This is a genomic window from Tenacibaculum bernardetii, from assembly GCF_029125915.1.
In the GTDB taxonomy this organism is placed as follows: domain Bacteria; phylum Bacteroidota; class Bacteroidia; order Flavobacteriales; family Flavobacteriaceae; genus Polaribacter; species Polaribacter bernardetii.
This window is the reverse complement of sequence record NZ_JAQJCU010000004.1, coordinates 48,479-74,086: the sequence shown is the minus strand read 5'-3', so window position 1 is coordinate 74,086 and position 25,608 is coordinate 48,479. Positions and strand designations below refer to the sequence as shown.

27 protein-coding genes are annotated in these 25,608 nt (G+C 32.0%); 22 read left to right on the top strand and 5 right to left on the bottom strand.

Annotated features, from left to right (window positions below):
• The first annotated feature begins 4 nt into the window (after window positions 1-4).
• Window positions 5-391 (top strand): Co2+/Mg2+ efflux protein ApaG, encoded by a 387-nt coding sequence (apaG, locus tag P2G10_RS04565; protein ID WP_275315379.1) that lies wholly within the window; start codon window positions 5-7, stop codon window positions 389-391.
• Window positions 391-1,506: a DUF3667 domain-containing protein gene (locus tag P2G10_RS04560; protein ID WP_275315377.1), complete on the top strand. Its 1,116-nt coding sequence runs from the start codon at window positions 391-393 to the stop codon at window positions 1,504-1,506. Before apaG ends, P2G10_RS04560 begins: the two co-directional genes overlap by 1 nt.
• On the opposite strand, the gene P2G10_RS04555 is transcribed toward P2G10_RS04560, so the two are convergent.
• Window positions 1,484-2,194, bottom strand: a complete 711-nt coding sequence (locus tag P2G10_RS04555) for an NRDE family protein (protein WP_218772086.1) — start codon at window positions 2,192-2,194, stop codon at window positions 1,484-1,486. The two genes, P2G10_RS04560 and P2G10_RS04555, sit on opposite strands and share 23 nt — an antisense overlap.
• 196 nt (window positions 2,195-2,390) lie before the next feature.
• On the opposite strand from P2G10_RS04555, the gene pruA reads away from it, so the two are divergent.
• The 11 genes from pruA (at window position 2,391) to P2G10_RS04500 (ending at window position 14,870) form a co-directional block, all read left to right on the top strand.
• Entirely contained in the window at window positions 2,391-4,016 is a 1,626-nt protein-coding gene (pruA, locus tag P2G10_RS04550) for an L-glutamate gamma-semialdehyde dehydrogenase (protein WP_275315376.1), read from the top strand.
• Window positions 4,017-4,165: 149 nt separating this feature from the next.
• Window positions 4,166-7,000, top strand: coding sequence for a M16 family metallopeptidase (locus P2G10_RS04545; RefSeq protein ID WP_275315375.1), 2,835 nt, complete (start codon window positions 4,166-4,168; stop codon window positions 6,998-7,000).
• Between the two features lie 118 nt (window positions 7,001-7,118).
• Window positions 7,119-8,033, top strand: a complete 915-nt coding sequence (locus tag P2G10_RS04540; protein WP_275315374.1) for a glutaminase — start codon at window positions 7,119-7,121, stop codon at window positions 8,031-8,033.
• 113 nt (window positions 8,034-8,146) lie between these two features.
• On the top strand, window positions 8,147-8,455 hold the full coding sequence (locus tag P2G10_RS04535) for a helix-turn-helix domain-containing protein (RefSeq protein ID WP_275315373.1): 309 nt from the start codon (window positions 8,147-8,149) through the stop codon (window positions 8,453-8,455).
• Window positions 8,445-9,746 (top strand): DNA (cytosine-5-)-methyltransferase, encoded by a 1,302-nt coding sequence (dcm, locus tag P2G10_RS04530; protein ID WP_275315372.1) that lies wholly within the window; start codon window positions 8,445-8,447, stop codon window positions 9,744-9,746. Before P2G10_RS04535 ends, dcm begins: the two co-directional genes overlap by 11 nt.
• Window positions 9,739-10,677, top strand: a complete 939-nt coding sequence (locus tag P2G10_RS04525) for a hypothetical protein (protein ID WP_275315370.1) — start codon at window positions 9,739-9,741, stop codon at window positions 10,675-10,677. Before dcm ends, P2G10_RS04525 begins: the two co-directional genes overlap by 8 nt.
• Window positions 10,678-10,708: 31 nt before the next feature.
• Window positions 10,709-11,830, top strand: a complete 1,122-nt coding sequence (gene chrA, locus P2G10_RS04520) for a chromate efflux transporter (protein ID WP_275315369.1) — start codon at window positions 10,709-10,711, stop codon at window positions 11,828-11,830.
• A 68-nt stretch (window positions 11,831-11,898) separates the two neighbouring features.
• Window positions 11,899-13,137, top strand: coding sequence for a DEAD/DEAH box helicase (locus P2G10_RS04515; RefSeq protein ID WP_275315368.1), 1,239 nt, complete (start codon window positions 11,899-11,901; stop codon window positions 13,135-13,137).
• A gap of 266 nt (window positions 13,138-13,403) precedes the next feature.
• Complete coding sequence (locus P2G10_RS04510) at window positions 13,404-13,733, top strand: ArsR/SmtB family transcription factor (RefSeq protein WP_218772078.1); 330 nt, start codon at window positions 13,404-13,406, stop codon at window positions 13,731-13,733.
• A gap of 48 nt (window positions 13,734-13,781) precedes the next feature.
• Window positions 13,782-14,249, top strand: coding sequence for a DUF6428 family protein (locus P2G10_RS04505; protein ID WP_275315365.1), 468 nt, complete (start codon window positions 13,782-13,784; stop codon window positions 14,247-14,249).
• A gap of 18 nt (window positions 14,250-14,267) precedes the next feature.
• Window positions 14,268-14,870: an arsenate-mycothiol transferase ArsC gene (locus tag P2G10_RS04500; RefSeq protein ID WP_218772076.1), complete on the top strand. Its 603-nt coding sequence runs from the start codon at window positions 14,268-14,270 to the stop codon at window positions 14,868-14,870.
• On the opposite strand, the gene rsmG is transcribed toward P2G10_RS04500, so the two are convergent.
• Window positions 14,871-15,500 (bottom strand): 16S rRNA (guanine(527)-N(7))-methyltransferase RsmG, encoded by a 630-nt coding sequence (gene rsmG, locus P2G10_RS04495; RefSeq protein ID WP_218772075.1) that lies wholly within the window; start codon window positions 15,498-15,500, stop codon window positions 14,871-14,873.
• A 146-nt stretch (window positions 15,501-15,646) separates the two neighbouring features.
• On the opposite strand from rsmG, the gene P2G10_RS04490 reads away from it, so the two are divergent.
• A complete protein-coding gene (locus P2G10_RS04490; RefSeq protein ID WP_275315364.1) occupies window positions 15,647-16,738 on the top strand; it encodes a fatty acid desaturase family protein in 1,092 nt (363 codons plus the stop codon).
• Between the two features lie 25 nt (window positions 16,739-16,763).
• Entirely contained in the window at window positions 16,764-17,951 is a 1,188-nt protein-coding gene (locus P2G10_RS04485; protein ID WP_275315362.1) for a pyridoxal phosphate-dependent aminotransferase, read from the top strand.
• A gap of 89 nt (window positions 17,952-18,040) precedes the next feature.
• On the opposite strand, the gene P2G10_RS04480 is transcribed toward P2G10_RS04485, so the two are convergent.
• Window positions 18,041-18,256: a hypothetical protein gene (locus P2G10_RS04480; RefSeq protein WP_275315360.1), complete on the bottom strand. Its 216-nt coding sequence runs from the start codon at window positions 18,254-18,256 to the stop codon at window positions 18,041-18,043.
• A gap of 208 nt (window positions 18,257-18,464) precedes the next feature.
• Window positions 18,465-18,947, bottom strand: coding sequence for a retropepsin-like aspartic protease (locus P2G10_RS04475; protein WP_275315359.1), 483 nt, complete (start codon window positions 18,945-18,947; stop codon window positions 18,465-18,467).
• 115 nt (window positions 18,948-19,062) lie between these two features.
• Here P2G10_RS04475 and P2G10_RS04470 point away from each other — a divergent pair, with 115 nt between their 5' ends.
• Window positions 19,063-19,827, top strand: coding sequence for a TatD family hydrolase (locus P2G10_RS04470; RefSeq protein WP_275315358.1), 765 nt, complete (start codon window positions 19,063-19,065; stop codon window positions 19,825-19,827).
• The gene (locus P2G10_RS04465; RefSeq protein ID WP_275315357.1) at window positions 19,820-20,320 is read left to right on the top strand and encodes a methylated-DNA--[protein]-cysteine S-methyltransferase; all 501 of its coding nucleotides are present in this window, start codon (window positions 19,820-19,822) and stop codon (window positions 20,318-20,320) included. The genes P2G10_RS04470 and P2G10_RS04465 overlap by 8 nt, the downstream gene beginning before the upstream one ends.
• 37 nt (window positions 20,321-20,357) lie before the next feature.
• Here the strand turns inward: P2G10_RS04465 and P2G10_RS04460 are convergent, their stop codons facing one another.
• Window positions 20,358-20,810 (bottom strand): nucleoside deaminase, encoded by a 453-nt coding sequence (locus P2G10_RS04460; protein ID WP_275315356.1) that lies wholly within the window; start codon window positions 20,808-20,810, stop codon window positions 20,358-20,360.
• A gap of 63 nt (window positions 20,811-20,873) precedes the next feature.
• Here P2G10_RS04460 and P2G10_RS04455 point away from each other — a divergent pair, with 63 nt between their 5' ends.
• The 5 genes from P2G10_RS04455 (at window position 20,874) to P2G10_RS04435 (ending at window position 25,606) form a co-directional block, all read left to right on the top strand.
• Complete coding sequence (locus P2G10_RS04455) at window positions 20,874-21,638, top strand: UDP-2,3-diacylglucosamine diphosphatase (RefSeq protein WP_275315355.1); 765 nt, start codon at window positions 20,874-20,876, stop codon at window positions 21,636-21,638.
• Window positions 21,639-21,736: 98 nt separating this feature from the next.
• Window positions 21,737-22,726, top strand: coding sequence for an AAA family ATPase (locus P2G10_RS04450; RefSeq protein WP_275315354.1), 990 nt, complete (start codon window positions 21,737-21,739; stop codon window positions 22,724-22,726).
• A 74-nt stretch (window positions 22,727-22,800) separates the two neighbouring features.
• Window positions 22,801-23,664, top strand: a complete 864-nt coding sequence (locus P2G10_RS04445) for a DUF58 domain-containing protein (protein WP_275315353.1) — start codon at window positions 22,801-22,803, stop codon at window positions 23,662-23,664.
• Between the two features lie 30 nt (window positions 23,665-23,694).
• Window positions 23,695-24,612, top strand: a complete 918-nt coding sequence (locus tag P2G10_RS04440; protein WP_275315352.1) for a hypothetical protein — start codon at window positions 23,695-23,697, stop codon at window positions 24,610-24,612.
• Window positions 24,599-25,606 (top strand): vWA domain-containing protein, encoded by a 1,008-nt coding sequence (locus P2G10_RS04435; protein WP_275315351.1) that lies wholly within the window; start codon window positions 24,599-24,601, stop codon window positions 25,604-25,606. Before P2G10_RS04440 ends, P2G10_RS04435 begins: the two co-directional genes overlap by 14 nt.
• The last annotated feature ends 2 nt before the right edge of the window (window positions 25,607-25,608 follow it).

Below are 25,608 nucleotides of genomic sequence, written 5' to 3'. Positions count from 1 at the left end.
GACAATGTTTCAACAAATAACTAAAGGCATAAAAATATCTGTCAAGACCACATTTAATGGTCTAATTTATCGTGGCTATCAACAATATTATTCTTTTAGCTATTATGTTTTTATTGAAAACAACTCAAAAGACACCGTAAAACTTTTAGAACGTTTTTGGGTAATTTTCGATTCTCTTAACGACACCGAATACATAGAGGGTGAAGGCGTTATTGGAGAAACTCCTGTTCTTAAACCTAACGAAACCTATAATTACCGATCTAACTGTTTTTTACTCTCTACAGCAGGCGCTATGAAAGGAAATTACAAAATGATTAATCCAGATACCTTAGAAGAGTTTCTGGTAATCATACCAACATTTCAATTAACTACCACTCCTACTTTAAACTAATGGCTAAGAAAACCAAGGTTGCAATTATAAGAGAACCTAATTGCTTAAATTGCGGATATCCGTTTTCTCAAAACGAAAAATTCTGCCCAGAATGTGGTCAAAAAAATAAAGGTAAAAAAATTACATTAACTAGTTTTATTCGCGAAGTATTTGCGGGTTTCTTTTCTTGGGATGCAAGGTTTTGGAGAACATTAGTTCCACTTTTAATAAAACCCGGAAAAGTATCTAAAGATTATATCAACGGAAAAAGAGATCGCTATTCTAATCCTTTTCGATTTTACTTAACCGTTTCTATTTTGTTCTTTTTAATTATAGGAGTTACCGAAAGCTACGATAAGTTTAACGAATTACAGAGTGGTATTATCTCTAAAAACACCACATCGCAAATAAAAATTAACGAAAACGGCATAAAAGCACTAGAGGTAGATTTAGATTCGATTCAAAAAGAAATCTTTAAAGAAATAAACAAACAAGACTCTACAAAAGCTAACTTAATTAAACAAAGTATTGACTCTTTAAAAATTGACGGAAACTCTAAACAACCAATAGTAAACATTGGATTTGGAAATTCTAATCAACTATCAAAAATTATTAAATTCCAAAAAAAACACCCAAATATTCATGTTAACAATGCATTAGATAGCTTAGAAATGGACAAAACTTTTACGAATAGATTCCTCTATTCACGTACCGAAGTTTTAAATTCATTTTTATCTAAAAGAGGAGAAACCGATAAGTTTTACCGCCAGATACTATCTTACGCGTCGATAGCCTTATTTATCTTATTACCGCTTTTTACATTATTCTTAAAAATAATTTACATCCGAAGAAAATACACCTATGTAGAGCATTTAGTTTTTGTTTTTCACACCCAAACAGTCTTCTTTTTACTCTCTTCTGTGTTTTATTTAATCGGTTATTTTAAAGAAGCTGAATTTTTATTAGGTATTTTCTTATTGCTTTTTATTATTTATTTATTCATGGCTATGAAAAGGTTTTATGGGCAAGAATATTTTAAAACTTTTGTAAAATACCTTATGGCAAACTTTGTATTTACTATGCTTGCTTTAATAGGTTCTTTTATAATTTCATTTATTGCTTTTGCATTGTATTAGTTCTGTTTTCATTTATAACATCAATATAATCAACTGCAACCTTTTCTGCCGTTTTTTGCACTGAAGTAACACTTACAGTTTCTACCTGTGGGCGTTTCATTTTTAATGAAATTTCCTTATTTCCTTTTGTTTCATCTTTATGAAAAGCAATTATCTTTTCTTGTTTAAAAACAGGGTTTTCCCTTTGCCAATCTGCAAACCAATCGCGTCGTAATAGCTTCACTTCTTCGGTATATAATGTTGATGATGACCATATTTTTGGTGCACTATCTAATTCTTGAAAATGCTTTTTTACGCCATCCCAAACCAACTCATAAGCATTTAAGTTCTTTTCCCAATCAACTAAAACAATCGTAAAAGGCTCAATTCCTTCAAAATTAAAATGATTTATAATTTCCACAGGGTTATCAACCTTTAATAGTTGTTTTACAATTACACCTCTACTTAACCTATAACTATCTGCTCGTTTATGTTTTTCGAAACCACCATTTAGCAAACAAATTAATCGATTTTTATCAGATAAGCCAATCCACGTTCCGCCAGCAAGTTCATCTTTTGGATATATTAATTTTACTCCATCTTCATCATATTCTTTCGGTGCAATAGTTTTTCTTTTTGGGTCTTCATCTCTATTTGATGTTAATATAAAATCCTGACCTCCTAAAGGCAAATAAGTTACCGTACACATATTGTATTATTTTTTGATAAATGAGATATAAAAACAGCTTAGTATTTCTTAAAATAAATGCTAACTTTGTTCTATATAAAAATTATAGCTTTTTTGATTAAAGCAACAACATAATCATTGCAAATTAATGCCATTAGATTTTGTTTATTCGTTTTTAATTAAAAATATTTTTTAAACATACAAACAACATACTAAAATGACAAGAGGATTTTTTAATGTTCCAAAAGCAGTAAACGAACCTGTAAAAGGGTATGCTCCTGGATCTCCAGAAAGAGAAGAGTTATTAGCAACATACAAATCGATGTTTAACAGTAACGTTGATGTGCCTATGTACATTAACGGTGAAGAAGTTAGAACCGGTAATACAAAAAACATCACACCACCACATGATCATAAACATGTAGTTGGTCAATATCATACCGCAGATAAATCGCACGTAGATACTGCAATTTCAACTGCATTAGCAGCAAGAGAAGCATGGTCTAACGTTAGTTGGATGGAAAGAGCTTCTATTTTCTTAAAGGCTGCTGAATTATTAGCTGGTCCTTACAGAGCAAGAATGAATGCTGCAACAATGATTGCACAATCTAAAAACGTGTTTCAAGCAGAAATTGATGCTGCTTGTGAAATGATAGATTTCTTCCGTTTTAACGTAGAGTATATGACTGATATTTTTAAAGATCAGCCAACATCTTCACCAGGAGTTTGGAACAGAGTTGAATACAGACCTTTAGAAGGTTTTATCTATGCAATTTCTCCATTTAATTTTACATCTATTGCTGCAAACTTACCAGCATCAGCTGCCTTAATGGGTAACGTTGTTGTTTGGAAACCATCTGATCACCAAGCATATTCTGCACAAGTAATTGTAGATTTATTTAAAGAAGCTGGTTTACCTGATGGTGTAATTAACGTTGTATACGGAGATCCAGTTATGATTTCTGATACTGTTTTAGCGTCTCCAGATTTTTCTGGATTACACTTTACAGGATCTACACATGTTTTTAAAGAATTATGGAAACAAATTGGTAACAATATTCATACCTATAAAACATACCCAAGAATTGTTGGAGAAACTGGTGGAAAAGATTTTATTTGGGTTCACAACTCTTCTAACCCATTACAAGTTGCAACGGCAATGACAAGAGGTGCTTTCGAATACCAAGGTCAAAAATGTTCTGCTGCTTCACGTTCTTACATTCCTGCATCACTTTGGCCAGAAGTCAAAAAACATTTAACGGCGCAAGTAGGGGAATTAAAAATGGGTTCTCCAGAAGACACCTCTAACTTTGTAAACGCAGTTATTCACGAAGGTTCTTTCGATAAAATTGCCAGTTATATAGATGCAGCTAAAGCTGATAAGGATGCAGAAATTATTATTGGTGGAAACCACGATAAATCTGTAGGTTACTTTATAGAGCCAACTGTAATTGTTACTACATCGCCTAAATATGCAACTATGCATACAGAGTTATTTGGCCCTGTAATGACAGTTTATGTTTACGAAGATGCTGATTGGGAAGCTTCATTAAAATTAGTTGATGAAACTTCTGAATACGGATTAACGGGTGCTATCTTTTCTACAGATAGATATATTGTTGAAAAAGCATCTAAAGCTTTAGAAAACGCTGCAGGAAACTTTTATATTAACGACAAGCCTTCTGGTGCAGTTGTTGGTCAGCAACCATTTGGTGGCGCAAGAGCTTCAGGTACAAATGACAAAGCAGGTTCTGCGCAAAACTTATTACGTTGGACATCTGTTCGCTTAATAAAAGAAACATTAGTATCGCCTACAGATTATAAATACCCTTTCTTAGGATAAGAAAATAAATATATAGTTTTTTAAAACCTCATCAGCTTCTGGTGAGGTTTTTCTTTGGCATAAATTCTAGCATTTATTTAACAATATTGATTTTCAATATTATGTATCTTTATCAACATCAAAAAACAACTCTTATAAACAACCAAACAATGATAAAAAAAGTGCTACTATTTACAGCTGTAATATTCTTTATTGCCTGTAATACCGAACAAAAAGAAAAGAAAACCGCTTTAAATGTTCCTTTTGAAAAATTTGAATTAGATAACGGATTGCAAGTCGTTTTACATACCGATAAATCAGATTCCGTGGTTGCTGTAGAATTGATGGTTCACGTTGGTTCAGCAAGAGAAATCGAAGGAAGAACTGGTTTTGCTCATTTATTTGAACATTTATTGTTTTTAGAATCTGAAAACCTTGGTAAAGGCGGTTTAGATAAAATGAGCGCACGTATTGGTGGTTCTGGTGCCAACGGATCTACATCAAGAGACCGAACAAACTATTTACAAACCGTACCAAATGATGCTTTAGAAAAAATGATTTGGGCAGAAGCGGATAAACTAGGTTGGTTTATAAACACCGTAACTGAACCTGTTTTGGCAAAAGAAAAACAAGTTGTTAAAAACGAAAAAAGGCAAAGTGTTGATAACCGTCCGTATGGATTCAATCAACAAATTATCGATCGTAATTTATACCCTAAAGATCATCCATACAATTGGCAAGTAATAGGTTCGTTAGAACATTTACAAAATGCTACTTTAAGCGATGTAAAAGCATTCTTTAAAAAATGGTATGTTCCTAACAATGCAACTTTAGTTTTATCAGGAGATTTTGATTCTGCGAAAGCAAAAGAATGGGTTCGTAAATATTTTAACGAGATTCCTAGAGGTGAAGAAATTACGCCTTTGGTTAAAAAATCAGGAAAAGTTAATGAATCGAAATCTTTGTATTTTGAAGATAACTTTGCACGATTACCAATGTTAACATTGGCATGGCCAACGGTTGAACTGTATCATAAAGATTCATATGCTTTAGATATCTTAACAGAATATTTATCACAAGGAAAAAAAGCACCTTTAAACAAGGTTTTAGTAGATGATTTAAAACTTACCGCAAACACAAGTATGTGGAACTGGTCATCGGAATTAGCAGGACAATCGCAATTAAGTATCCGCGGATTTAATAACGTTGATTTAAATAAAATTAATGACGGAATAAAAACAGCGTTTAAAAACTTTGAAGAAACAGGTATTTCTGATAAAGACTTAAACAGAATTAAAGCTGGTTTAGAAACTAGTTTTTACAATAGCTTATCTAGCGTATTAGGAAAAGGAACAAACTTAGCTTCTTACAACACTTATGCCGGTGACCCTGGATTTATCAATAAAGAAATTGATTTAACCTTAAACGTTACCAAAGAAGATGTAATGCGTGTTTACAACACCTATATTAAAGACAAAAACTTCATTGCAACTAGTTTTGTACCTAAAGGAATGGCAAAACTTGCGTTAAAAGGTGCTAAAGAAGCAATTATAAAAGAAGAAAAAATTGTTATTGGAGCCGAAGAAAAATTCGATGCTAAAGTTGCCGCTCAATACGAAAAAACACCTTCTAAGATTAGCAGAGCAACCGAACCTGCGTATGGTAAATCATCTGCTTTAAGCGTACCAAATGTATGGAATGATGAATTAGCAAACGGAATTAAAGTATTTGGTATTAAAAACAGTGAAGTTCCTTTAGTTCGTTTTAACTTAGTAATTGACGGTGGTCAGTTATTAGAAAAAATGGATAAATTAGGTGTTGCTAACTTAACTGCTCGTTTAATGAACCGCGGCACAAAAAACAAAACAGTAGCAGAGCTGCAAGAAGCTATTCAAGAATTAGGTGCATCTATTGGCGTATATTCATCTAAAGAAAATATTACTATTAGCGGAACTACTTTGGCTAAAAACTATACAGAAACCATAAACTTGGTTGAAGAAATGTTATTAGAACCACGTTGGGATGCTACAGAATTTGAATTGATTAAAAAATCGGTTGTAGGTAATTTACGTCAGCAAGAAGCAAACCCAACTACGGTAACACGAAATGTGTATAATGAATTGATTTACGGAAAAGAGAATATTCGTTCTAAAAACACCTTAGGAACTATTGCTTCGGTAGAGAAAATTAGTTTAGACGATTTAAAAGCATATTATACTAATTATATCTCTCCATCTGTAGCAAAAATGCATATTGTTGGTGATGTAAATCAAGAAAAAGCTTTGGCTTCTTTAACAAACTTAACCACTAAATGGACTGCAAAAGAAGTAACGATTCCGGTTTTTAAAACTCCACAAGCTCCTAATAAGCCAACTGTTTATTTTTACGACGTACCAAAAGCAAAACAATCGGTAATTAGTTTTGGCGCACCAGCTTTAGCAGTAACTGATGAAGATTATTATCCGGCAACGGTTATGAATTACATTCTTGGTGGTGGTGGTTTTGCTTCTCAATTAACACAAGAGTTAAGAGAAGGAAAAGGGTATACGTACGGTATTTATTCTCAATTTTCAGGCACAAAAGCTAAAGGTCCTTTTACTATTTCTAGCAGAGTAAGAAGTAATGTTACCCTAGAGTCTGCTCAATCAGTAAAAGACATCATTACAAATTACCCAACCAATTATTCTGAAAAAGATTTAGCAACAACCAAAGGTTTTTTAATTAAAAGTAACGCTCGTCGTTTTGAAACCATGGGTGCTAAATTAAACATGTTAGAAAACATTAGCGCTTACAATTTAAATGCCGACTATGTTAAAGATAGAGAGAAAATTGTAAATGAAATGACTATTGAAAAAGTACAAGAATTGGCAAAGAAATATGTGAACCCTAATAAAATGATTTGGTTATTTGTAGGAGATGCAGAAACTCAATTAGAGCGTTTAAATGAATTAGGTTTTGGTAAACCTGTTTTATTAAACAACACCAAAGAAGAAATTAAACTATAAAACAAGTTTTACTTATTTTTAAAAAACAACCTCAGCTGAGGTTGTTTTTTTATGACTTTAAAAGCAATTCCTATTAATTTTGTTTTTATTATTGCCTACCTAAAGTGAACTCAACAACATGAATCATCAAAAAATAATACAAGAAGTATTTTCTAAAGTTAATACATTAGAAAGCAAAGGAAACCCTGCTTCTTATATACCAGAATTAGCCAATTTAAATCCTGATAAATTTGGTGTTCATATTTCTACCACTTCTTCCATAAAATATGGCTTAGGAGATTATAAAGAAAAGTTTTCTATTCAAAGTATTGCTAAAGTGTTATCACTTTGTTTAGCTTTTAAAACATTTGATGGTAATATATGGGAGCGCGTTGATGTTGAACCTTCCGGTACGGCATTTAATTCGCTTGTACAATTAGAAAGTGATAACGGAATACCAAGAAATCCTTTTATAAATGCTGGTGCCATGGTTATTTGCGATATTCTTATTAGCAATCTTAAAAACCCTAAAGAAGATTTACTTGCCTTTATTAAAAGTCTTTCTGCTAACAACGACATTAACTATTCCGCCAAAATAGCTGCTTCAGAAAAATCTGTAGGATATAGAAACGTCGCGCTATGTAATTTCATTAAATCATTCGGCAACATTAAAAACGACCCCAATGAGGTCCTCGACTTTTATTTCGATTTATGTTCTTTAGAATTAAGCTGCGAGCATCTTTCTGACTTGTTTTTGTTTTTAGCTAACAACGGTAAAACGCCTCATAATAATAAACAAATATTAACAAAAGCACAATCTCAAAGAGTTAATGCACTAATGCAAACTTGTGGTTTTTACGACGAATCTGGCGAATTTGCTTTTAAAGTAGGCTTGGCAGGTAAAAGTGGTGTTGGCGGCGGTATTATTGCCATATTACCAAACGAATATAGTATTGTGGTTTGGAGCCCGAAATTAAATGAAAAAGGAAATTCTTATAAAGGGATGAAGTTTTTAGAGAATTTTACAACATTGACGGAGCAGTCTCTTTTTTAGATTAAATACAAGACACTTAAATTATTATAGTTTTATAAATTTACTTTCAAACTTTATAATGTCAGAAAATAAATTTATTTTTGGACATTATTAGTCTAAAATTAAATTGTCCAATGAAATCATTAGGGAATATTTTAAAAAATGCAAGAGAAGAAAAGGAAATGATTTTGAGAAAAGTATCTGCAGAAGTTGATATTGATCAATCCTTAATAAGTAAATTTGAAAAAGACGAAAGAAAACCCACCAAAGAACAACTTATTAGACTAGCAGATTTCTACAACATACCAGAACAGGAACTCATCATCAATTGGTATTCTGAAAAAATAGCTGCTGATTTAAAATATACACAAGAAACATCTCAGATATTAAGAGTTGCAGAAGAAAAAATTAATTATTATAGATCTCAAGAAAATGGCAAATAAAAAAATAAAAGTAGCAGAATTGTTTGCGGGTGTTGGAGGTTTTCGACTTGGTCTTGAAAAAAACAATAATTATGATATTGTTTGGAGTAATCAATGGGAACCATCTACAAAAGTACAACATGCTTCAATGGTTTATGAAAAACAATTTGGCAAAGACAATCACTCAAATGAAGATTTAAATGAAGTGGTGACAAGAAATGTTGAAGAAATTCCAAATCATGATTTATTGGTGGGAGGTTTTCCTTGCCAAGATTATTCAGTAGCTACAACCCTACATAATTCAAAAGGATTAAAAGGTAAAAAAGGAGTTCTATGGTGGGCAATTCATAAAATTTTAGAAGCCAAAGAGAACAAACCAAAATATTTGTTTCTAGAAAATGTAGATAGATTATTAAAATCACCTGCATCGCAAAGAGGTCGTGATTTTGCAGTAATGCTGAAAAGCTTAAATGATTTAGGGTATGCTGTAGAGTGGCGAGTTATAAATGCTGGTGAATATGGAATGCCTCAAAGAAGAAGAAGAATTTTTATAGTTGGTTATCACAAATCAACTGAAGTATATAAAAGAATTTCTAAATCTAAAAAAACAGATTGGATTCAAGAAAAGGGTACAATTGCTAATGCATTTCCATTAGAAGAAATAAATAAATCTCTCGAATTTGAAATCAAAGGTAGTTTAGAAGAAATAACAACTGATTTTAATAAAGACGGTAAACTTTCTCCTTTTCACAATACAGGATTATTATTTAATGGAAAAATATTTACAGCTAAAACAAACCCTAAATACAATGGGGAAAAAGTTGTTTTAGGAGATATTCTTCAAAATGGAGAAGTGACTGATGAATTTTTCATCAAAGATAATAAGTTAAAAACGCCAAAATCTATTTTAGAAAAAGATGGAAGTGAGAAAATAATTACAACCGAAAAAGAAATGTGGGAGTATTTAAAAGGGTCTAAATCAATCCTAAGAATTTCTAAAGATGGTTTTAAATATAATTATTCGGAAGGCGGAATGATCTACCCAGACGCTTTGGACAATGCTTCAAGAACTATAATTACAGGTGAAGGTGGTAAATCTCCTTCAAGGTTTAAACACGTAATTGTTTCCGACAGAGGCTTAAGGCGATTAACACCTGTAGAATTAGAAAGATTAAATATGTTTCCTGATGACCATACAAAATTAGAAGGAATTACAGATACTAAACGAGCTTTTTTTATGGGCAATGCACTTGTAGTTGGAGTTATTGAAAAAATTGGGGAAGCACTTTATAAACAAATAAATAATGGATAAAAGAAGTAATAGAGCACAACCAATAAGATTAACTGCTGAGTTTTTCCCGCTAGACATACATAAATCAATGTTTATAAATGACCTAACCATTACTATCCCTTCCTACTATGTTAAGAACTGGGGAGCTGAATTAATAAATAATCATAATGAAGAAAATTTTAAATGGGATGTCGAAATTATTTATGAAAGTCCAAAAGAACTTGGCAAAATAAAATCTAAATTTAAAGCAAAAATATGGTTGTCTTTTGCAAAAAAACGCTCAAAAGAAAGTAGTTATCGTATTAAGTGGGATAATCAATTTGCAGTTATGTTAGCAAAAGATTACCCCAAGAGTTTCGTAAGAGCTTTAGAGTATCACATAGGAGATGAACACTATAAAAATTTGAAATACACTGAATTTGACATTGGCGGTTTTAAAGAGCAACTACAGGTCAAAATAAAATGGATTAATGAAAAACCTGTAGTGTTTATAAAAGAGTTCTTTAGAGTTAAAGATGAATCACAAGGTTTTCCTAAGGTTTTTAAAGAGCTTAGTTCTTACTTAATTGCTGACTACCTTTTAAGTGATGAAGGTGAAATTTTGAGAAGAATTCAAGTTGGTGATTGGCAACCAAGAATTAATTTACCTAAAGAGGTAAATGAAAATAATATTTATTTACTCCTTAATAGAGACAGTCAGGAGTTCTATATTGGAGAAACTAAAAAATCACTATCACAAAGATACCCCTTAAACCAAAAGCATCATTCATTTGAAGGTTGGAGTGAATACTCAATTATTCAACTACCTCCAGAAACTTCAGACCATACAAGGTTATTAATTGAACGAATTTTGATAGCAACTGGAACAAAATTATTTACAAACACCTTAAGAAATGAAGCTCCTATACTAGGTCAGGAAGGCGGCCTAACATTAATGAATAGAAAAAAATAATAGAGTAGTAATAAAAACAAACAACTCAAAAATGCCTCAAAAAAACGACTTAAAAGAAATAGCTAAACTCTTTTTTAAATTAGGGAGCATCGCTTTTGGTGGTCCGGCAGCTCATATTGCTATGATGGAAGATGAAGTGGTGAAAAAGAGAAAATGGATGACCCAAGAGCATTTTTTAGATCTTATTGGAGCTACCAATTTAATTCCTGGGCCAAACTCTACAGAAATGACCATGCATTGCGGTCATGAAAGAGCAGGTTGGAAAGGGTTAGTCGTTGCAGGCTTCTGTTTTATTTTTCCTGCGGTGATTATCACTTCAGTATTTGCTTGGCTCTATCAAGAATACGGACAGTTACCAAAGGTTGAACCTTTTATTTACGGTATAAAACCGGCAGTAATTGCTATTATAATTATGGCAGGCTACAGGCTTGGTAAAAAAGCAATTAAAAATACCGAATTGGCCGTTTTAGGAGCCATCGCATTAGTAGCTTGTTTATTAGGCACTAATGAAATTCTAACACTTTTTGGGTGCGGTATACTTGGTTTAGGTTTGTATTTCTTCAAAAGAAACAAAAACAATTTACATAGTTTTGTTCCGCTTTTACTATTTCAAGCAAGCGAATTTGCAAACTTAAACAACATAAAAATTCTTTTAACTTTCTTAAAAATCGGAGCGATTTTATACGGTAGTGGTTATGTACTATTTGCTTTTTTAGACTCCGAATTAGTGGCAAATGGTTGGTTAACGCGCCAAGCTTTAATTGACGCTGTTGCTGTGGGGCAAATTACTCCCGGACCTGTTTTATCTACCGCTACTTTTATCGGATGGCAACTAAACGGAATAACGGGCGCAATTGTAGCAACTTTAGGTATATTTTTACCTTCTTTCGTTTTTGTTTTAGTGTTGAATCCGCTAATGCCAAAAATGAGAAAATCTACTATTATTCGCGCTATTTTAGATGCTGTAAATGTTGCTGCTGTAGCTTTAATTATAGCTGTTTGTATAAACATGGCAAAAGATACTTTAGTAGATTGGCAAACAATTGTTATTGCTATTGTAAGTTTAATTGTTGTTTTTGGTTTAAAAAAACTAAACAGTGCTTTTATCGTTTTAGGAGGATCTATACTGGGTTATGCATTGACTTATATTTAGATTTTTGCTCACACAATAATCGAACCTATATTGTTTGATTTAGAGTATCTTTGCAAAAAAAATAATCAATGCAATTTTCAGACTTACATCTTAATCCATCTATTTTAAAAGCATTAAGCGAAGAAAAATATCACACAGCTACGTTAGTGCAGCAAAAAGTGATTCCGTTAGCACTAGATAAAAAAGATGTAATTGTTGGTTCGCAAACAGGATCGGGTAAAACAGCAGCTTTTGCATTGCCTATTATCCATAATTTATTCGAAGAATTAACTTTAGTTCCTGAAAGAGGACCTAAAAAAATAAAAGCCTTAGTTGTAAGTCCTACCAGAGAATTGGCGATACAAATTGAAGAAAGCTTTAACACTTACGCGAAACATACAAATATACTTACCGGTGTTGTATACGGAGGAATATCAACAAAAGCGCAAAAAGAAATTTTAGCAAAAGGAGTAGATGTTTTAGTAGCAACACCAGGACGTTTAATCGATTTACATGAACAAGGAAGTGTAGATTTAACGACCTTAAAAACTTTTGTTTTAGATGAAGCTGATTTAATGTTAGACATGGGTTTTATTCAAGATGTAAAAAAGATTGAAGCCTTATGTCCGCGTAAAAAACAAACGCTTTTATGCTCGGCAACCATGCCCGAAAAAGTGAGTGATTTGGCTAAACAAATGTTATATAAGCCAGAAACAGTTAACGTGATTCCTACTGATAACACGGTTAACAAAATTGGGCAGTTATTATATTACACGCCTAAAAAACATAAGGTAGATTTATGTTTGCATTTATTACGCAACACGATTCAAGGTCGTATTCTTATTTTTAGACGTACTAAATTTGGTGTTGATAAATTAGAGCAAACACTTATAAAAAACGGATACAAAGTAACGAGTGTTCACGGAGATAAAACACAAATTTTACGTAACCAAGCTATTGAAGATTTTAAAAACAATAAAGCTAATATTTTAATTGCTACAGATGTTGCTGCTCGTGGTATTGATATTCATAAAATTGATGCTGTTATTAATGTAGATATACCAAATGTACCTGAAACCTACGTTCACCGAATTGGTAGAACTGGTAGAGCAGGAAAATCGGGTATCGCATTTTCTTTTTGTAGTGCCGATGAAACTAGCTACATAAAAGGAATTCAGGAATTTTTAAAGAGACCGATAAAAATCATTGAAGATCACCCGTTTCTTTTAGTAAAACCAAAACACATAAAACAACCGAATACCATCAGTAAAAATAAAAAAGGACGAAAGTCTGACGCTTCTAAAAAGAAGAAAAAACGCTGGTATTAATATCTTAAGAGATAAAAAAAACCTTACGCTAAACAGCTATAGTTTTATATTACGATGTCTGTTCGAGCGAAGTCGAGAACTTTTCTTAGTACCGATATATTCTAAACCCTGCTCTAATTGACAAGATTAACTAAATATTTAGCAGTAATTATTTGCTAACAAATGCTGTTTATAAAGTAACAAAATGCTTCGATAACAAAATATTATCGGAGCATTTTGTTTTAAATCAATTATTAATCGTAATATTGCAATATAATAATTAAACGATGGGAGTTACCAAATCAGAAAAATTTACACCACAGCAAAACGATCTTGCTAAAATAGCTAAAGTACTAGGTCATCCTGCTCGTATTGCTATTTTGCAACACTTATTTAAAATAAACTCGTGTGTTTGTGGCGATTTAGTAAATGAAATCGGCTTGGCGCAACCTACCATTTCTCAGCATTTAAAAGAGTTGAAAAATTTAAAATTGATAAAAGGTAACATCGAAGGAACCAGTGTTTGTTATTGTATTGATCAAGAAAATTGGACAACCATAAAATCTTTATTAAACAACTTTTTAAACCTCGACAGCGAATCGAATAATTGCTGTTGAAAAAATTTACATTAATCCATCGCAATATTACAATTAAAATAAAAAGACATGAAATTATCAGAAATTAAAAAACATTTAGCATCCTTAAAAACAATTGCTTTTCAATTACCAAATGGAGATTTAGTACCAAACCATTTTCACGTAACAGAAGTTGGTCGTGTAACTAAAAACTTTATCGATTGTGGCGGAACTTTAAGAAACGAAGAAGTAGCAAACTTTCAGTTATGGGAAGCAGATGATTATGATCACAGATTGCATCCAGAAAAATTAACACATATTATTGAGCTGTCTGAAAAAGTATTAAATATTGCCGATTTAGATGTTGAAGTAGAATATCAAGGAGCTACCATTGGTAAATACGGATTAGATTTTGACGGAACAAACTTCGTATTAACAGCAACTAAAACGGATTGCTTGGCAAAAGATAATTGTGGTATTCCGCAAGAAAAACCTAAAATGAAGCTAGCGCAGATACAAACACAAAATGCTTGCTCACCAGAATCAGGTTGTTGTTAATTTTATAAATTGATAAAAATGTATCCAGCTATAAATAAAACAATATTGGATTTACCTTTTGTTTCCGAAGAAAGAAAACAAATATTAAATCCTTTACTACAATACATTCAAGAAAAAGCGACTAAAAAAGAACCTATAAATCTTAATTTTATATGTACTCATAACTCAAGGCGAAGTCATTTAGCACAAGTTTGGGCGCAAACTATGGCGCATTATTATGCGGTTTCTTTTGTAAATAGTTATTCGGGCGGTACCGAAGCTACAAGTATGAATAGTACAATTGTTGCGACATTAAGAGATAACGGATTTAAAATTGAATCATTATCAGCAAACACAAACCCAGTTTATGCTATTAAACACAGTGATAACTTGCCTGCTATAATCGGTTTTTCTAAAAAGTATGATGATGACTTTAATCCGGTCTCGGCTTTTTGTGCAATCATGACGTGTTCACAAGCAGATGATGGTTGTCCGTTTATTTCTGGAGCAGAAAAAAGGGTCCCAATTACTTTTGAGGACCCTAAAATATATGATAACACTCCGCAAGAAAAAGAAAAATATTTAGAGCGTAGTTTACAAATTGCAGCAGAAATGCATTATGTGTTTTCTACTATAAAATAATTATGCTTTAAATTTCATTCCTAAATGGACAACTTTTTTAGTTTCAAAGAATTCTTCTTCAAAGAAATCTGGTAAATCATAAATAGTTGCAGATGTATATTTCTCTAACTCTTCAGTTAAATCACCACCTTTTAAATACAGAATACCGTTTTTTAAATCGTGGTTTTGTTTTTTAGCAATTTTTCCTTTTGTCCATCCCACAAAAGTTTCCATTTGCGCTACTGCTCTACTTACAATAAAATCATACGTGTCTTTTACTTCTTCAACACGGCCATTCGTAGTTTTAACATTTTGCAAACCTAAACCTTCAGCTACTTCATTTACTACTTTTATTTTCTTACCAATAGAGTCTACTAAATGAAACTGCGTTTCAGGAAATAAAATTGCCAACGGAATACCAGGAAAACCTCCACCTGTACCAACATCCATCACTTTAGAACCTGGCTTAAACTGCATAACCTTTGCTATTCCTAATGAATGTAATACATGTCGCAAGTACAATTCATCAATATCTTTACGCGAAACCACGTTAATTTTTAAGTTCCAATCTTCGTACAATTCTTGTAGTTTAGAGAACTGTTCTAACTGTGTTTCAGTTAAATCGGTAAAGTATTTTTTTATAAGTTCCATTGATTATTTTTTTCGTTGCAAAAGTAAAAAACTAATTCGTAATAGTCATTTATCTATCAAAAGATATGTTTATTGTTAAAAATTTGCCACTAAGCAATAACCATAGGCTAAAAACGTTTATTTTTGCGATCCCTAATATACAATAAATGAAAACAATAAATTTTTCAAGAATAGATAACGCTAAGTTCTTTAGGACTCTAAACAAGCGTGTTAACTCATATTTTAAAGAAAACAACATTAAGCGTACAGGTAATTGGAAGTTATATTCTAAGGCAATTATCATGTTTGCTACCTTTTTAATCCCTTTTATTTTAATTTTAACCGTAACAATGCCACAATGGGTAATGCTATTACTTATAACAATTACCGGTATTGGTATGGCTGGTGTTGGTATGAATGTAATGCACGATGCTAATCACGAATCATTTTCGAGCAAAAAATGGTTGAATAAATTAATGGGAAGTAGTATTTACATTTTAGCAGGAAACGTATATAATTGGAAAGTACAACACAATGTATTACACCATACGTTTACCAACGTTAAAGGACATGATGAAGATATTGATGCAGGTAGAATTATTCGTTTCTCTAAGCACTCTAAATGGTTACCAATACACAAGTTTCAAAAATTTTATTCTATATTTTTATATGGATTATTAACAATTAACTGGGCTATAACTACCGATTTTAAGCAAATGAGTAGTTATTTAAAACGTAAATTATCGTACGGTAAATTTCCGAACCCTAAAGTAGAATGGACAAAGTTAGTAATCTCTAAAGTGGTATATTATTCTTTGTGGATTGTATTACCTTTAGTGGTAGTAAATATAGCTTGGTGGAAAGTTTTACTAGGTTTTTTTATTATGCATTATACAGCGGGTATGATTTTAAGTGTTGTTTTTCAATTAGCACACGTAGTACCAAATACAAAAATGCCTTTACCTGATAAAGAAGGAAACTTAGAACATACTTGGGCAGTTCACCAACTATATACAACCTCTAACTTTGCTCCTAAAAACTGGTTAGTTAACTTTTATACCGGTGGATTGAATCACCAAGTAGAACATCATATTTTTCCACATATTTCGCATGTTCACTATAATAAATTAGCTAAAATTGTAAAAGAAACAGCACAAGAGTTTAACTTGCCATATAACGAATATAAAACAATGACAAGAGCCCTTGCCGAGCACTTTAAGCAATTAAGCTCTTTAGGTAAAGAACCTCAACTAGCATAAACAACACACAACATAACAACACACAATGTCAAACGCATTATCAAACAGAATTAACAGCTTACCGATATCACAAACTTTAGCAATGGCTGCTAAAGCAAGAGAATTAAAAGCAGCTGGTAGAGATATTATTAGTTTAAGTTTAGGAGAACCTGATTTTAACACTCCTGATTTCATTAAAGATGCTGCTATTGAAGCAATTAATCAAGATTATAATTCATACACTCCAGTTGATGGATATGTAGAGTTAAAGGAAGCTATTTGCGTAAAGTTTAAACGTGATAATGATTTAACATATAATCCTAACCAGATTGTAGTATCAACAGGAGCAAAACAATCTATTGCAAATATTGCTCAGGTATTATTAAATCCGGGTGATGAGGTTTTATTACCTGCTCCTTATTGGGTAAGTTATTCTGCAATTGCTACTTTATGTGAAGCTAAATTTGTTGAAATCCCTTCTTCTATCGATAGTGATTTTAAAATTACTCCAGCGCAATTAGAAGCAGCGATTACGCCTAAAACAAAAATGATTTTCTTTAACTCGCCAAACAACCCAAGTGGAACTATTTACAGTGAGGCAGAATACAGAGCGTTAGCAAAAGTATTAGAAAATCATCCGCAGATATATATATTATCTGACGAAATTTACGAACATATTAATTACGGAACAAAACCATTTAGTTTTGCGGCTATCGAAAACATGTTCGATCGTACTATTACCGTAAACGGATTGGCAAAAGCTTTTGCTATGACAGGGTGGAGAATTGGTTTTATTGGAGCTCCTGAGTGGATTGCTAAGGCATGCACTAAGATGCAAGGTCAAATTACATCAGGAACAAACTGTATCGCGCAACGTGCTGCAATTACAGCTGTTTTAGCGGAGCCTGTTAAAGTACAATATATGGTTGATGAATTTAAAACTCGTAGAGATATGATTTTAGGTTTATTAGGAGAAATAGACGGATTTAAACTAAACGTACCTGAAGGCGCTTTTTATGTTTTTCCAGATATTTCTGCTTTCTTCGGAAAAACGATTAAAGGAACTGAAACTAAAAATGCAAACGATTTTTCTATGTTATTATTAGAAGAAGCAAATGTTGCAACCGTTACTGGTGAAGCTTTTGGTGCACCAAACTGTATTCGTTTATCATATGCTGCTTCTGAATTACAATTACGCGAAGCTGTAAAAAGAATTAAAGAAGTATTATCGTAACATCATTACAAACAAAGTGACGTAATTTCTTTACAGTATGCTTATAAATTTTAAAAATCTCATAACATCACGTTGTGAGATTTTTACTTTTAAAATACAATTACAACTAAAGCTACTACAAACATAGCAACCTTTAAAATAGTAGCCGTTTCACTATACAAGTTAGTGCTACTACTTCTTAATTTATTTTTAATTCTAAATAAAGATTCAATCTTCATAGAATTTATATTAGCTCTTATTTCTTGTTTATACGCTGATGTTAAGATTCCTCTTTCTACGACTAAATTACTTGCTCTTGATTTCATGGTTGTTGATTTTAATTGACTACACTAGTTCGACGGTAGTCAGCAAAAAATGTTACAACCATTTTTATCGCAACACTCAATTAATCAACAATAAATCTATATGAAATTCATGCTATAATTCAGTAATAATAGTTTACTCTAATTATTTTTTAACATCAAAAAGCACTATTCAAACAATTTAATTTTAACACTTTTTAACTAATCTGTTTTAAAACGGAATCTTAAATAACGCCTCTTTTTTCGATTTTTTTAACTTTTTTAAGTACAATACTTTTTTATCATAATCAATAAAAGCTTTTCCACTTTCTAAAATATCTGCACCAATAATTCCGTCTACTTTTTTAGCTTTATGTAATGTTAAGGCTGTGTTTACATGGGTTAAATCAAACAATACTAAATTACATTGATTCGTTTTCCATTTTCCTATTTTCAACGAGTTATTTTCCGATTTTCTTGTTTCCATATCAGTTGCTCCTGCTCCTGCTGCTTTCACTTCACTTTCTTCTGATATCAACTTAAACCGTTCAATTAAATCTAGTCCAACACACGAATTTGATGCGCCAGTATCTAAAATAAACTTCCCCTTAACACCATTTATTTCTGCCTTGAGTTCTAAATGATTGGTGACTATTTTTTTAAGTTTTATTTTAATGTATTTCTTTTTCTTTAATATTTTTTTCAGACTTGCCATTTCTTGTACTTTTGTAACGTATATACAAACATACGTCATTACGAACAAAGTGAAATAATCTGAATATTCAGATTGCTTTGGTTCATTTCAATTGCAATGACAAATAACATTAAAAATGATCACCGATACTCACACTCACCTATACTCAGAACAATTCGACGAAGACAGAAACGAAATGATACAGCGCGCTAAAGAAGCCGGTGTTTCTCGCTTTTTTATTCCTGCCATAGATAGTTCTTATACAGAGCGAATGCTCGATTTAGAAAAAAACTACCCGAAAGACGTGTTTTTAATGATGGGCTTACACCCTACTTCTGTTAAAGAAAATTATAAAGAAGAACTGGCACATGTAAGAGAATGGATTGATAAACGTAATTTTTATGCAATTGGTGAAATCGGAATTGATTTATATTGGGATAAAACATTTTTACCCCAACAGCAAGAAGTTTTCAGGACTCAAATTCAATGGGCGAAAGAAAAAAAATTACCCATCGTAATTCATTGCCGTGATGCCTTTGATGAAGTTTTTGAAGTGTTAGAAAGTGAAAAAGGAACTGATTTATTCGGAATTTTTCATTGTTTCACAGGAAATATAGAACAAGCCAAAAAAGCTATTTCTTACAACATGAAATTAGGAATTGGAGGTGTAGCAACTTTTAAAAACGGTAAAATAGATAAATTCTTAAACGAAATTGACATTAAACATATCGTTCTAGAAACTGACTCGCCATATTTAGCGCCAACTCCCTACCGAGGAAAACGCAACGAAACTTCATACATTACAAATGTAGTTGACAAGTTGGTTGATATTTACGGATTAACTTTCAATGAAATTGCTGAAATAACCACTCAGAATTCAAAAGATATTTTTGGTGTCTGATTTACAAACCACATATTATAAAACACCTATAGGAACCGCAAAAATTGTGGGAAATGAAAACGGAATTCAAAGTGTTTCTGTTTTAGATAATGAATTCTCGACTCAGCTCGAAGTAACAAGCACTAAAGACATTTCAACTTGTTTGCAAAATTGCGTAACACAATTAGAAGAGTATTTTACAGGAACAAGAACTGAATTTAATCTAAAATTGAATCCGCAAGGCACAGCGTTTCAACAAAAGGTTTGGAATGAATTATTAAATATTCCTTTTAATAAAAGTAGTACTTACTTAAAGCAAACCAAACAAGTTGGTGACCCGAAAGCGATTAGAGCCGTAGCATCTGCCAACGGCAAAAATCCTATTTGGATAATCATTCCCTGTCACCGAGTAATTGGCTCAGATGGTTCTTTAACAGGATATGCTGGCGGAATATGGCGTAAAAAATGGTTATTAGAACATGAAAGCGGTTGCAAACAACAAACCTTGTTTTAAATTACCATCGTCATTACGAACGTAGTGAAGTAATCTGTTAATTCAAATTACGTTTTTCAACAAAAAACTTCTTTAACAACAAACCACACGCTTCTTCTAAAACACCTGTTACCACTTTCGTTTTCGGATGTAGTTTTGTTTGCAATACGCTAAAACCTAATTTTGGCTCACTAGCTCCATATACTATTTTCCCTATTTGTGTCCAATAACTTGCCCCTGCACACATCTGGCAAGGTTCTAACGTAACATATAGCACACAATCTTTTAAATATTTTCCACCTAAAAAATCTGCAGCTGCAGTAAAAACTTGCATTTCGGCGTGCGCAGTTACATCATTTAACATTTCTGTTAAGTTATGAGCCCTTGCTATTATTTGATCTTTAAAAACCACCACTGCACCTACAGGAACTTCTCCTTTATCAAAAGCTGTTTCAGCTTCTTGCAGCGCTTTTTTCATAAAATAAGTATCGTCAAACGGATTTATTTCCATGGTATTGGTAGTGTTTTCTACAAAAGTAGCTCAAATTAGTTATTTTTACCAAAAATTACAATTTTGATTTCTATCAACACCACCAAAAATAAAAAAGTTTATTTCGCTTCTGATCAACATTTAGGCGCACCAACTGCCGAAGCTAGCTTTCCTAGAGAGCAAAAGTTTGTTCGCTGGTTAAATGAAGTTAAAGAAGATGCTGAAGCTATTTTTTTATTAGGTGATTTATTTGATTTTTGGTTTGAATATAAAACCGTGGTTCCAAAAGGGTTTGTTCGTGTTTTAGGAAAATTAGCCGAAATTAAAGATAGCGGAATTCCGATTTATTTCTTCGTGGGAAATCACGATTTATGGATGGCGGATTATTTTGAAAAGGAATTAAACATCCCTGTCTTTCATAATCCACAAGAATTTTCTATAAACGGAAAAACTCTATTAGTTGGTCATGGTGACGGCTTAGGCCCAGAAGACAAAGGTTATAAACGCATGAAAAAAGTGTTTACCTTTAAACCTTTTAAATGGTTGTTTCGCTGGTTACATCCAGATCTAGGAGTTCGCTTAGGACAATACATGTCTGTTAAAAATAAAATGATTTCTGGTGATGAAGATTTTAAATTTTTAGGAGAAGATAAAGAATGGTTAGTTCAATATTGCAAGCGCAAATTAGAAACAAAGCATTATGATTATTTTATTTTTGGTCACCGACATCTTCCTTTAGAAATACAACTACAAGAAAATAGTAGATACATAAACACGGGGGATTGGGTACAATATTTTACCTATGGTGTTTTTAACAATAATACTATTCGCTTAACTACTTATAATTAAAATTTTGTTAACTCAATACCTTTAACCAACTTTTAACATCTAAAAAAGACGTATTATTGTAGCTTTGTTTCACAAAATTATAATATACTTTAATTACTATGGATGTAGATGTAAGAGCTATTAATGAAAAGATAGAAAGAGAAAGCGCATTTGTTGACTTATTAACAAATGAAATGAGTAAAGTTATCGTTGGTCAGAAATACATGATTGAACGATTACTTATAGGACTTCTTGGTAACGGACACATTTTACTAGAAGGTGTGCCTGGTTTAGCAAAAACTCTTGCCATTAACACACTATCTAAAGCAGTACAAGGTAGTTTTAGTCGTGTTCAGTTTACGCCTGATTTATTACCTGCAGATATTGTTGGAACGATGATCTATAACATGAAAGAAAATGATTTCATGATTAAAAAAGGTCCAATCTTTGCCAATTTTGTTTTAGCTGATGAGATTAACCGTGCGCCTGCTAAAGTTCAATCTGCTTTATTAGAAGCAATGCAAGAGCGTCAGATTACCATTGGTGATGAAACTTTTAAGCTACAAGAACCTTTTTTAGTAATGGCAACTCAAAATCCTGTTGAACAAGAAGGAACATACCCGCTTCCTGAAGCTCAGGTTGACCGTTTTATGTTAAAAACAGTGATTGATTATCCGAAATTAGAAGATGAACAAACAATTATGCGCGCCAATCTAAGCGGAACTTTTGAAAAAGTTAATCCGGTTATCTCTGTAGATCAGATTATAAAAGCTCGTGAAGTTGTTAACGAAGTATATATGGATGAGAAAATAGAAAAATATATTCTAGACATCGTATTTGCCACTCGTTATCCTGAACGCTATAATTTAGAAAAATTAAAACCTTTAATTAGTTTCGGAGCTTCGCCTCGTGGAAGTATCAATTTAGCAAAAGCAGCAAAATGTTACGCTTTTATTAAACGAAGAGGTTATGTAATACCTGAAGATGTTCGCGCAATTGTAAACGATGTTTTACGTCACAGAATTGGAATTACCTACGAAGCTGAAGCCGAAAATATTACTTCTTTAGATATTATAAACTCAATAATTAACGAAGTACAAGTGCCATAATCAATTATCAAGAAACAACAATCAGTATTAAAAACTACTGAATATAAAACTTGTTAATTGACAATTGAAAAGAAATGGATACAAAAGAATTACTAAAAAAAGTTCGTAAAATAGAAATTAAGACACGTCGTTTGTCTAATCATATTTTTGGAGGAGAATACCATTCAACCTTTAAAGGACGTGGTATGACTTTTTCTGAAGTACGCCAATATCAATACGGAGACGATATTAGAGCGATTGATTGGAATGTAACTGCGCGCTATAACGAACCTTATATAAAAGTTTTTGAAGAAGAACGTGAACTTACCATGATGTTGGTTGTGGATATTTCTGGCTCTGAATCTTTTGGTACTTCTAATCAATTTAAAAAAGATACCGTTACCGAGATTGCTGCAACACTAGCTTTTTCAGCCACACAAAATAATGATAAAGTCGGATTGATCTTGTTTTCTGATCAGGTAGAACTTTATATTCCTCCTAAAAAAGGGAAAAGTCATGTATTGCGTATTATTCGAGAATTAATCGAATTTAAACCTAAAAGCAAACAAACAGATATTAGTGAAGCTTTAAAATTTTTATCAAATGTTATGAAAAAGAAAGCCATTGTTTTTATGCTTTCTGATTTTATGGATGACGGTTATGAGCGCACACTAAAACTCGTTGGTAATAAACATGATGTTACTGGTATTAGAGTGTATGACAAACATGATGAGGAAATTCCGAATTTAGGAATGGTTCCAATGCTTGATGCCGAGACTGGAACTACACATTTAGTAAACACAAGTTCGTCATCTGTAAGAAATCAATACAAAGCAAATGCTTTAAGATTGACTGACTATTTCGAAACTACTTTTAAGAAAAGTGGTTCAGGAACTATAAATACACGCGTAGATGAAAGCTATGTAACAAAATTATTAGGCTATTTTAAACGAAAATAAAAACTACCTATTTTAATCGACAAGATAAAAATGAAGACTAAATTACTCTACATATTCTTACTTATTTATGGTGTTGGATTTTCACAATCTAACAAAATAAAAGTTGAAATTGATACTACCAATATTAGAATTGGAGAGCAATTTCAATACAAAATTTCGGTAGATGAAACTGAAAACGTTATCCTTCCTAAATTAAATAATTTAAAAGGATTAGAGGTAATTGACACTTTAAAAATAGATACTGTTAAAAATAAACTGATTCAAAAATATATTTTAACAGGTTTTGATAGTGGTGCTTTTTACATTCCGCAGCAACAAGTTTTTATTAAAAACCAACCTTATTTAACAGATAGTTTATTAATTAATGTAGCAACAGTTGCTATTGACACCACTAAAATTAAAAAATTTCCTATTAAGGCAATCAAAGGAGAACCATATCAATTTGATGATTTTAAAAATTATTTCTGGTGGACATTAGCTATCCTTATTGTAATAGGATTGTTACTTTATTTCTTTGTTATCAAAAAGAAAAAAGAAGTTAAAGAAGAAATTATTGTTCCGTTATTACCGCCTTATGAAGAGGCGATTGAAAAACTGCAAGAATTAGATAAAAAACTATTGTGGCAAAACAATAAAATTAAAAAATACTACAGTGAACTAACCGAAATTGTAAGAGGTTATATAGAAAGGGAATTAAACATACCTGCACTAGAAATTACTACGGATGAATTGGTAGCTATTTTAGACGATTTAAACGAAATAAAATCGATTGAAACAGATAAAGAAACAATTTATAAGTTACGAAAATTATTACAAGAATCTGATTTAGTAAAGTTTGCGAAGTCGAAACCAATGGCACATCAAATTGAAGGAGATCGTAAAGATGCCAAGAGTGTATTAGATAATTTGAAACCTAAAAAAGAAGTAAAAGAAGATGAAGTGGAATAATTTTGAATTTCATAATCCCGAATTTTTATGGTTGCTGATATTAATTCCGTTATTAGCTTTCTGGAATTACTATTCTAGAAAAAAAGATAGTGCACAATTAACAATATCTAGCGTTAAAGGTTTTAAAGTACAAGGTTCTATTTTATCGAAATTAAAGCCTTTATTGTACTTATTACGACTAGCAGCTTTAACATGTTTGGTTATTGCTTTAGCAAGACCAAGAAACGTAGCGGTAAGTAAAAAAACGAAAACAAATAAAGGTATTGATATTGTTATGGCAATTGATGTATCTGCAAGTATGTTGGCTAAAGATTTAAAGCCAAATCGACTAGAAGCCCTTAAAAAAGTGGCGGTTGATTTTGTAAATCGTCGACCAAATGACAGAATCGGTATTGTAGTATATGCTGGTGAGAGTTTTACTCAAACACCAATTACAAGCGACAAATCTATCATTAAAAGAACCATTTCTGAAATTAAATGGGGACAATTAGAAGGAGGAACCGCTATCGGTATGGGATTAGGATCTGCTGTAAACAGGTTAAAAGAAAGCAAAGCAAAAAGTAAAGTTATTATTCTTTTAACCGACGGTGTAAACAACGCTGGTTTTGTAGATCCGAAAACAGCAACCGAACTAGCCAAAGGAAACGATATTAAAGTGTACACTATTGGGATAGGAACAAACGGAATGGCTGATTTCCCTTGGGCGAAAGATCCTCGAACAGGTAAAATTTCTTTTAGAAAACAACAAGTTGAAATAGATGAAGATTTATTAAAACATATTGCTAAAGAAACAGATGGTAAATATTTTAGAGCAACCGATAACTCTAAATTAAAAGCTATTTATGATGAAATTGACAAACTAGAAAAAACAAAAATAGAAGAATTTAAATACTATAATTACACCGAAAAATACCGATTACTAGTGTTTTTAGCAGGTATCTTTTTGTTAGTAGAATTCACATTAAAAAACACATTATTTAAAAGTTTTATATAAAA

Coding starts and splice junctions, on each gene's coding strand:
- P2G10_RS04480 (WP_275315360.1), bottom strand. CDS start 18,256: ATGAAATCAAGAGCAAGTAATTTAGTCGTAGAAAGAGGAATCTTAACA.
- P2G10_RS04485 (WP_275315362.1), top strand. CDS start 16,764: ATGTCAAACGCATTATCAAACAGAATTAACAGCTTACCGATATCACAA.
- pruA (WP_275315376.1), top strand. CDS start 2,391: ATGACAAGAGGATTTTTTAATGTTCCAAAAGCAGTAAACGAACCTGTA.
- P2G10_RS04490 (WP_275315364.1), top strand. CDS start 15,647: ATGAAAACAATAAATTTTTCAAGAATAGATAACGCTAAGTTCTTTAGG.
- P2G10_RS04470 (WP_275315358.1), top strand. CDS start 19,063: ATGATCACCGATACTCACACTCACCTATACTCAGAACAATTCGACGAA.
- P2G10_RS04500 (WP_218772076.1), top strand. CDS start 14,268: ATGTATCCAGCTATAAATAAAACAATATTGGATTTACCTTTTGTTTCC.
- P2G10_RS04505 (WP_275315365.1), top strand. CDS start 13,782: ATGAAATTATCAGAAATTAAAAAACATTTAGCATCCTTAAAAACAATT.
- P2G10_RS04555 (WP_218772086.1), bottom strand. CDS start 2,194: ATGTGTACGGTAACTTATTTGCCTTTAGGAGGTCAGGATTTTATATTA.
- P2G10_RS04545 (WP_275315375.1), top strand. CDS start 4,166: ATGATAAAAAAAGTGCTACTATTTACAGCTGTAATATTCTTTATTGCC.
- P2G10_RS04460 (WP_275315356.1), bottom strand. CDS start 20,810: ATGGAAATAAATCCGTTTGACGATACTTATTTTATGAAAAAAGCGCTG.
- P2G10_RS04560 (WP_275315377.1), top strand. CDS start 391: ATGGCTAAGAAAACCAAGGTTGCAATTATAAGAGAACCTAATTGCTTA.
- P2G10_RS04445 (WP_275315353.1), top strand. CDS start 22,801: ATGGATACAAAAGAATTACTAAAAAAAGTTCGTAAAATAGAAATTAAG.
- P2G10_RS04435 (WP_275315351.1), top strand. CDS start 24,599: ATGAAGTGGAATAATTTTGAATTTCATAATCCCGAATTTTTATGGTTG.
- P2G10_RS04540 (WP_275315374.1), top strand. CDS start 7,119: ATGAATCATCAAAAAATAATACAAGAAGTATTTTCTAAAGTTAATACA.
- P2G10_RS04515 (WP_275315368.1), top strand. CDS start 11,899: ATGCAATTTTCAGACTTACATCTTAATCCATCTATTTTAAAAGCATTA.
- dcm (WP_275315372.1), top strand. CDS start 8,445: ATGGCAAATAAAAAAATAAAAGTAGCAGAATTGTTTGCGGGTGTTGGA.
- P2G10_RS04475 (WP_275315359.1), bottom strand. CDS start 18,947: ATGGCAAGTCTGAAAAAAATATTAAAGAAAAAGAAATACATTAAAATA.
- P2G10_RS04510 (WP_218772078.1), top strand. CDS start 13,404: ATGGGAGTTACCAAATCAGAAAAATTTACACCACAGCAAAACGATCTT.
- P2G10_RS04525 (WP_275315370.1), top strand. CDS start 9,739: ATGGATAAAAGAAGTAATAGAGCACAACCAATAAGATTAACTGCTGAG.
- P2G10_RS04450 (WP_275315354.1), top strand. CDS start 21,737: ATGGATGTAGATGTAAGAGCTATTAATGAAAAGATAGAAAGAGAAAGC.
- P2G10_RS04440 (WP_275315352.1), top strand. CDS start 23,695: ATGAAGACTAAATTACTCTACATATTCTTACTTATTTATGGTGTTGGA.
- P2G10_RS04535 (WP_275315373.1), top strand. CDS start 8,147: ATGAAATCATTAGGGAATATTTTAAAAAATGCAAGAGAAGAAAAGGAA.
- rsmG (WP_218772075.1), bottom strand. CDS start 15,500: ATGGAACTTATAAAAAAATACTTTACCGATTTAACTGAAACACAGTTA.
- apaG (WP_275315379.1), top strand. CDS start 5: ATGTTTCAACAAATAACTAAAGGCATAAAAATATCTGTCAAGACCACA.
- chrA (WP_275315369.1), top strand. CDS start 10,709: ATGCCTCAAAAAAACGACTTAAAAGAAATAGCTAAACTCTTTTTTAAA.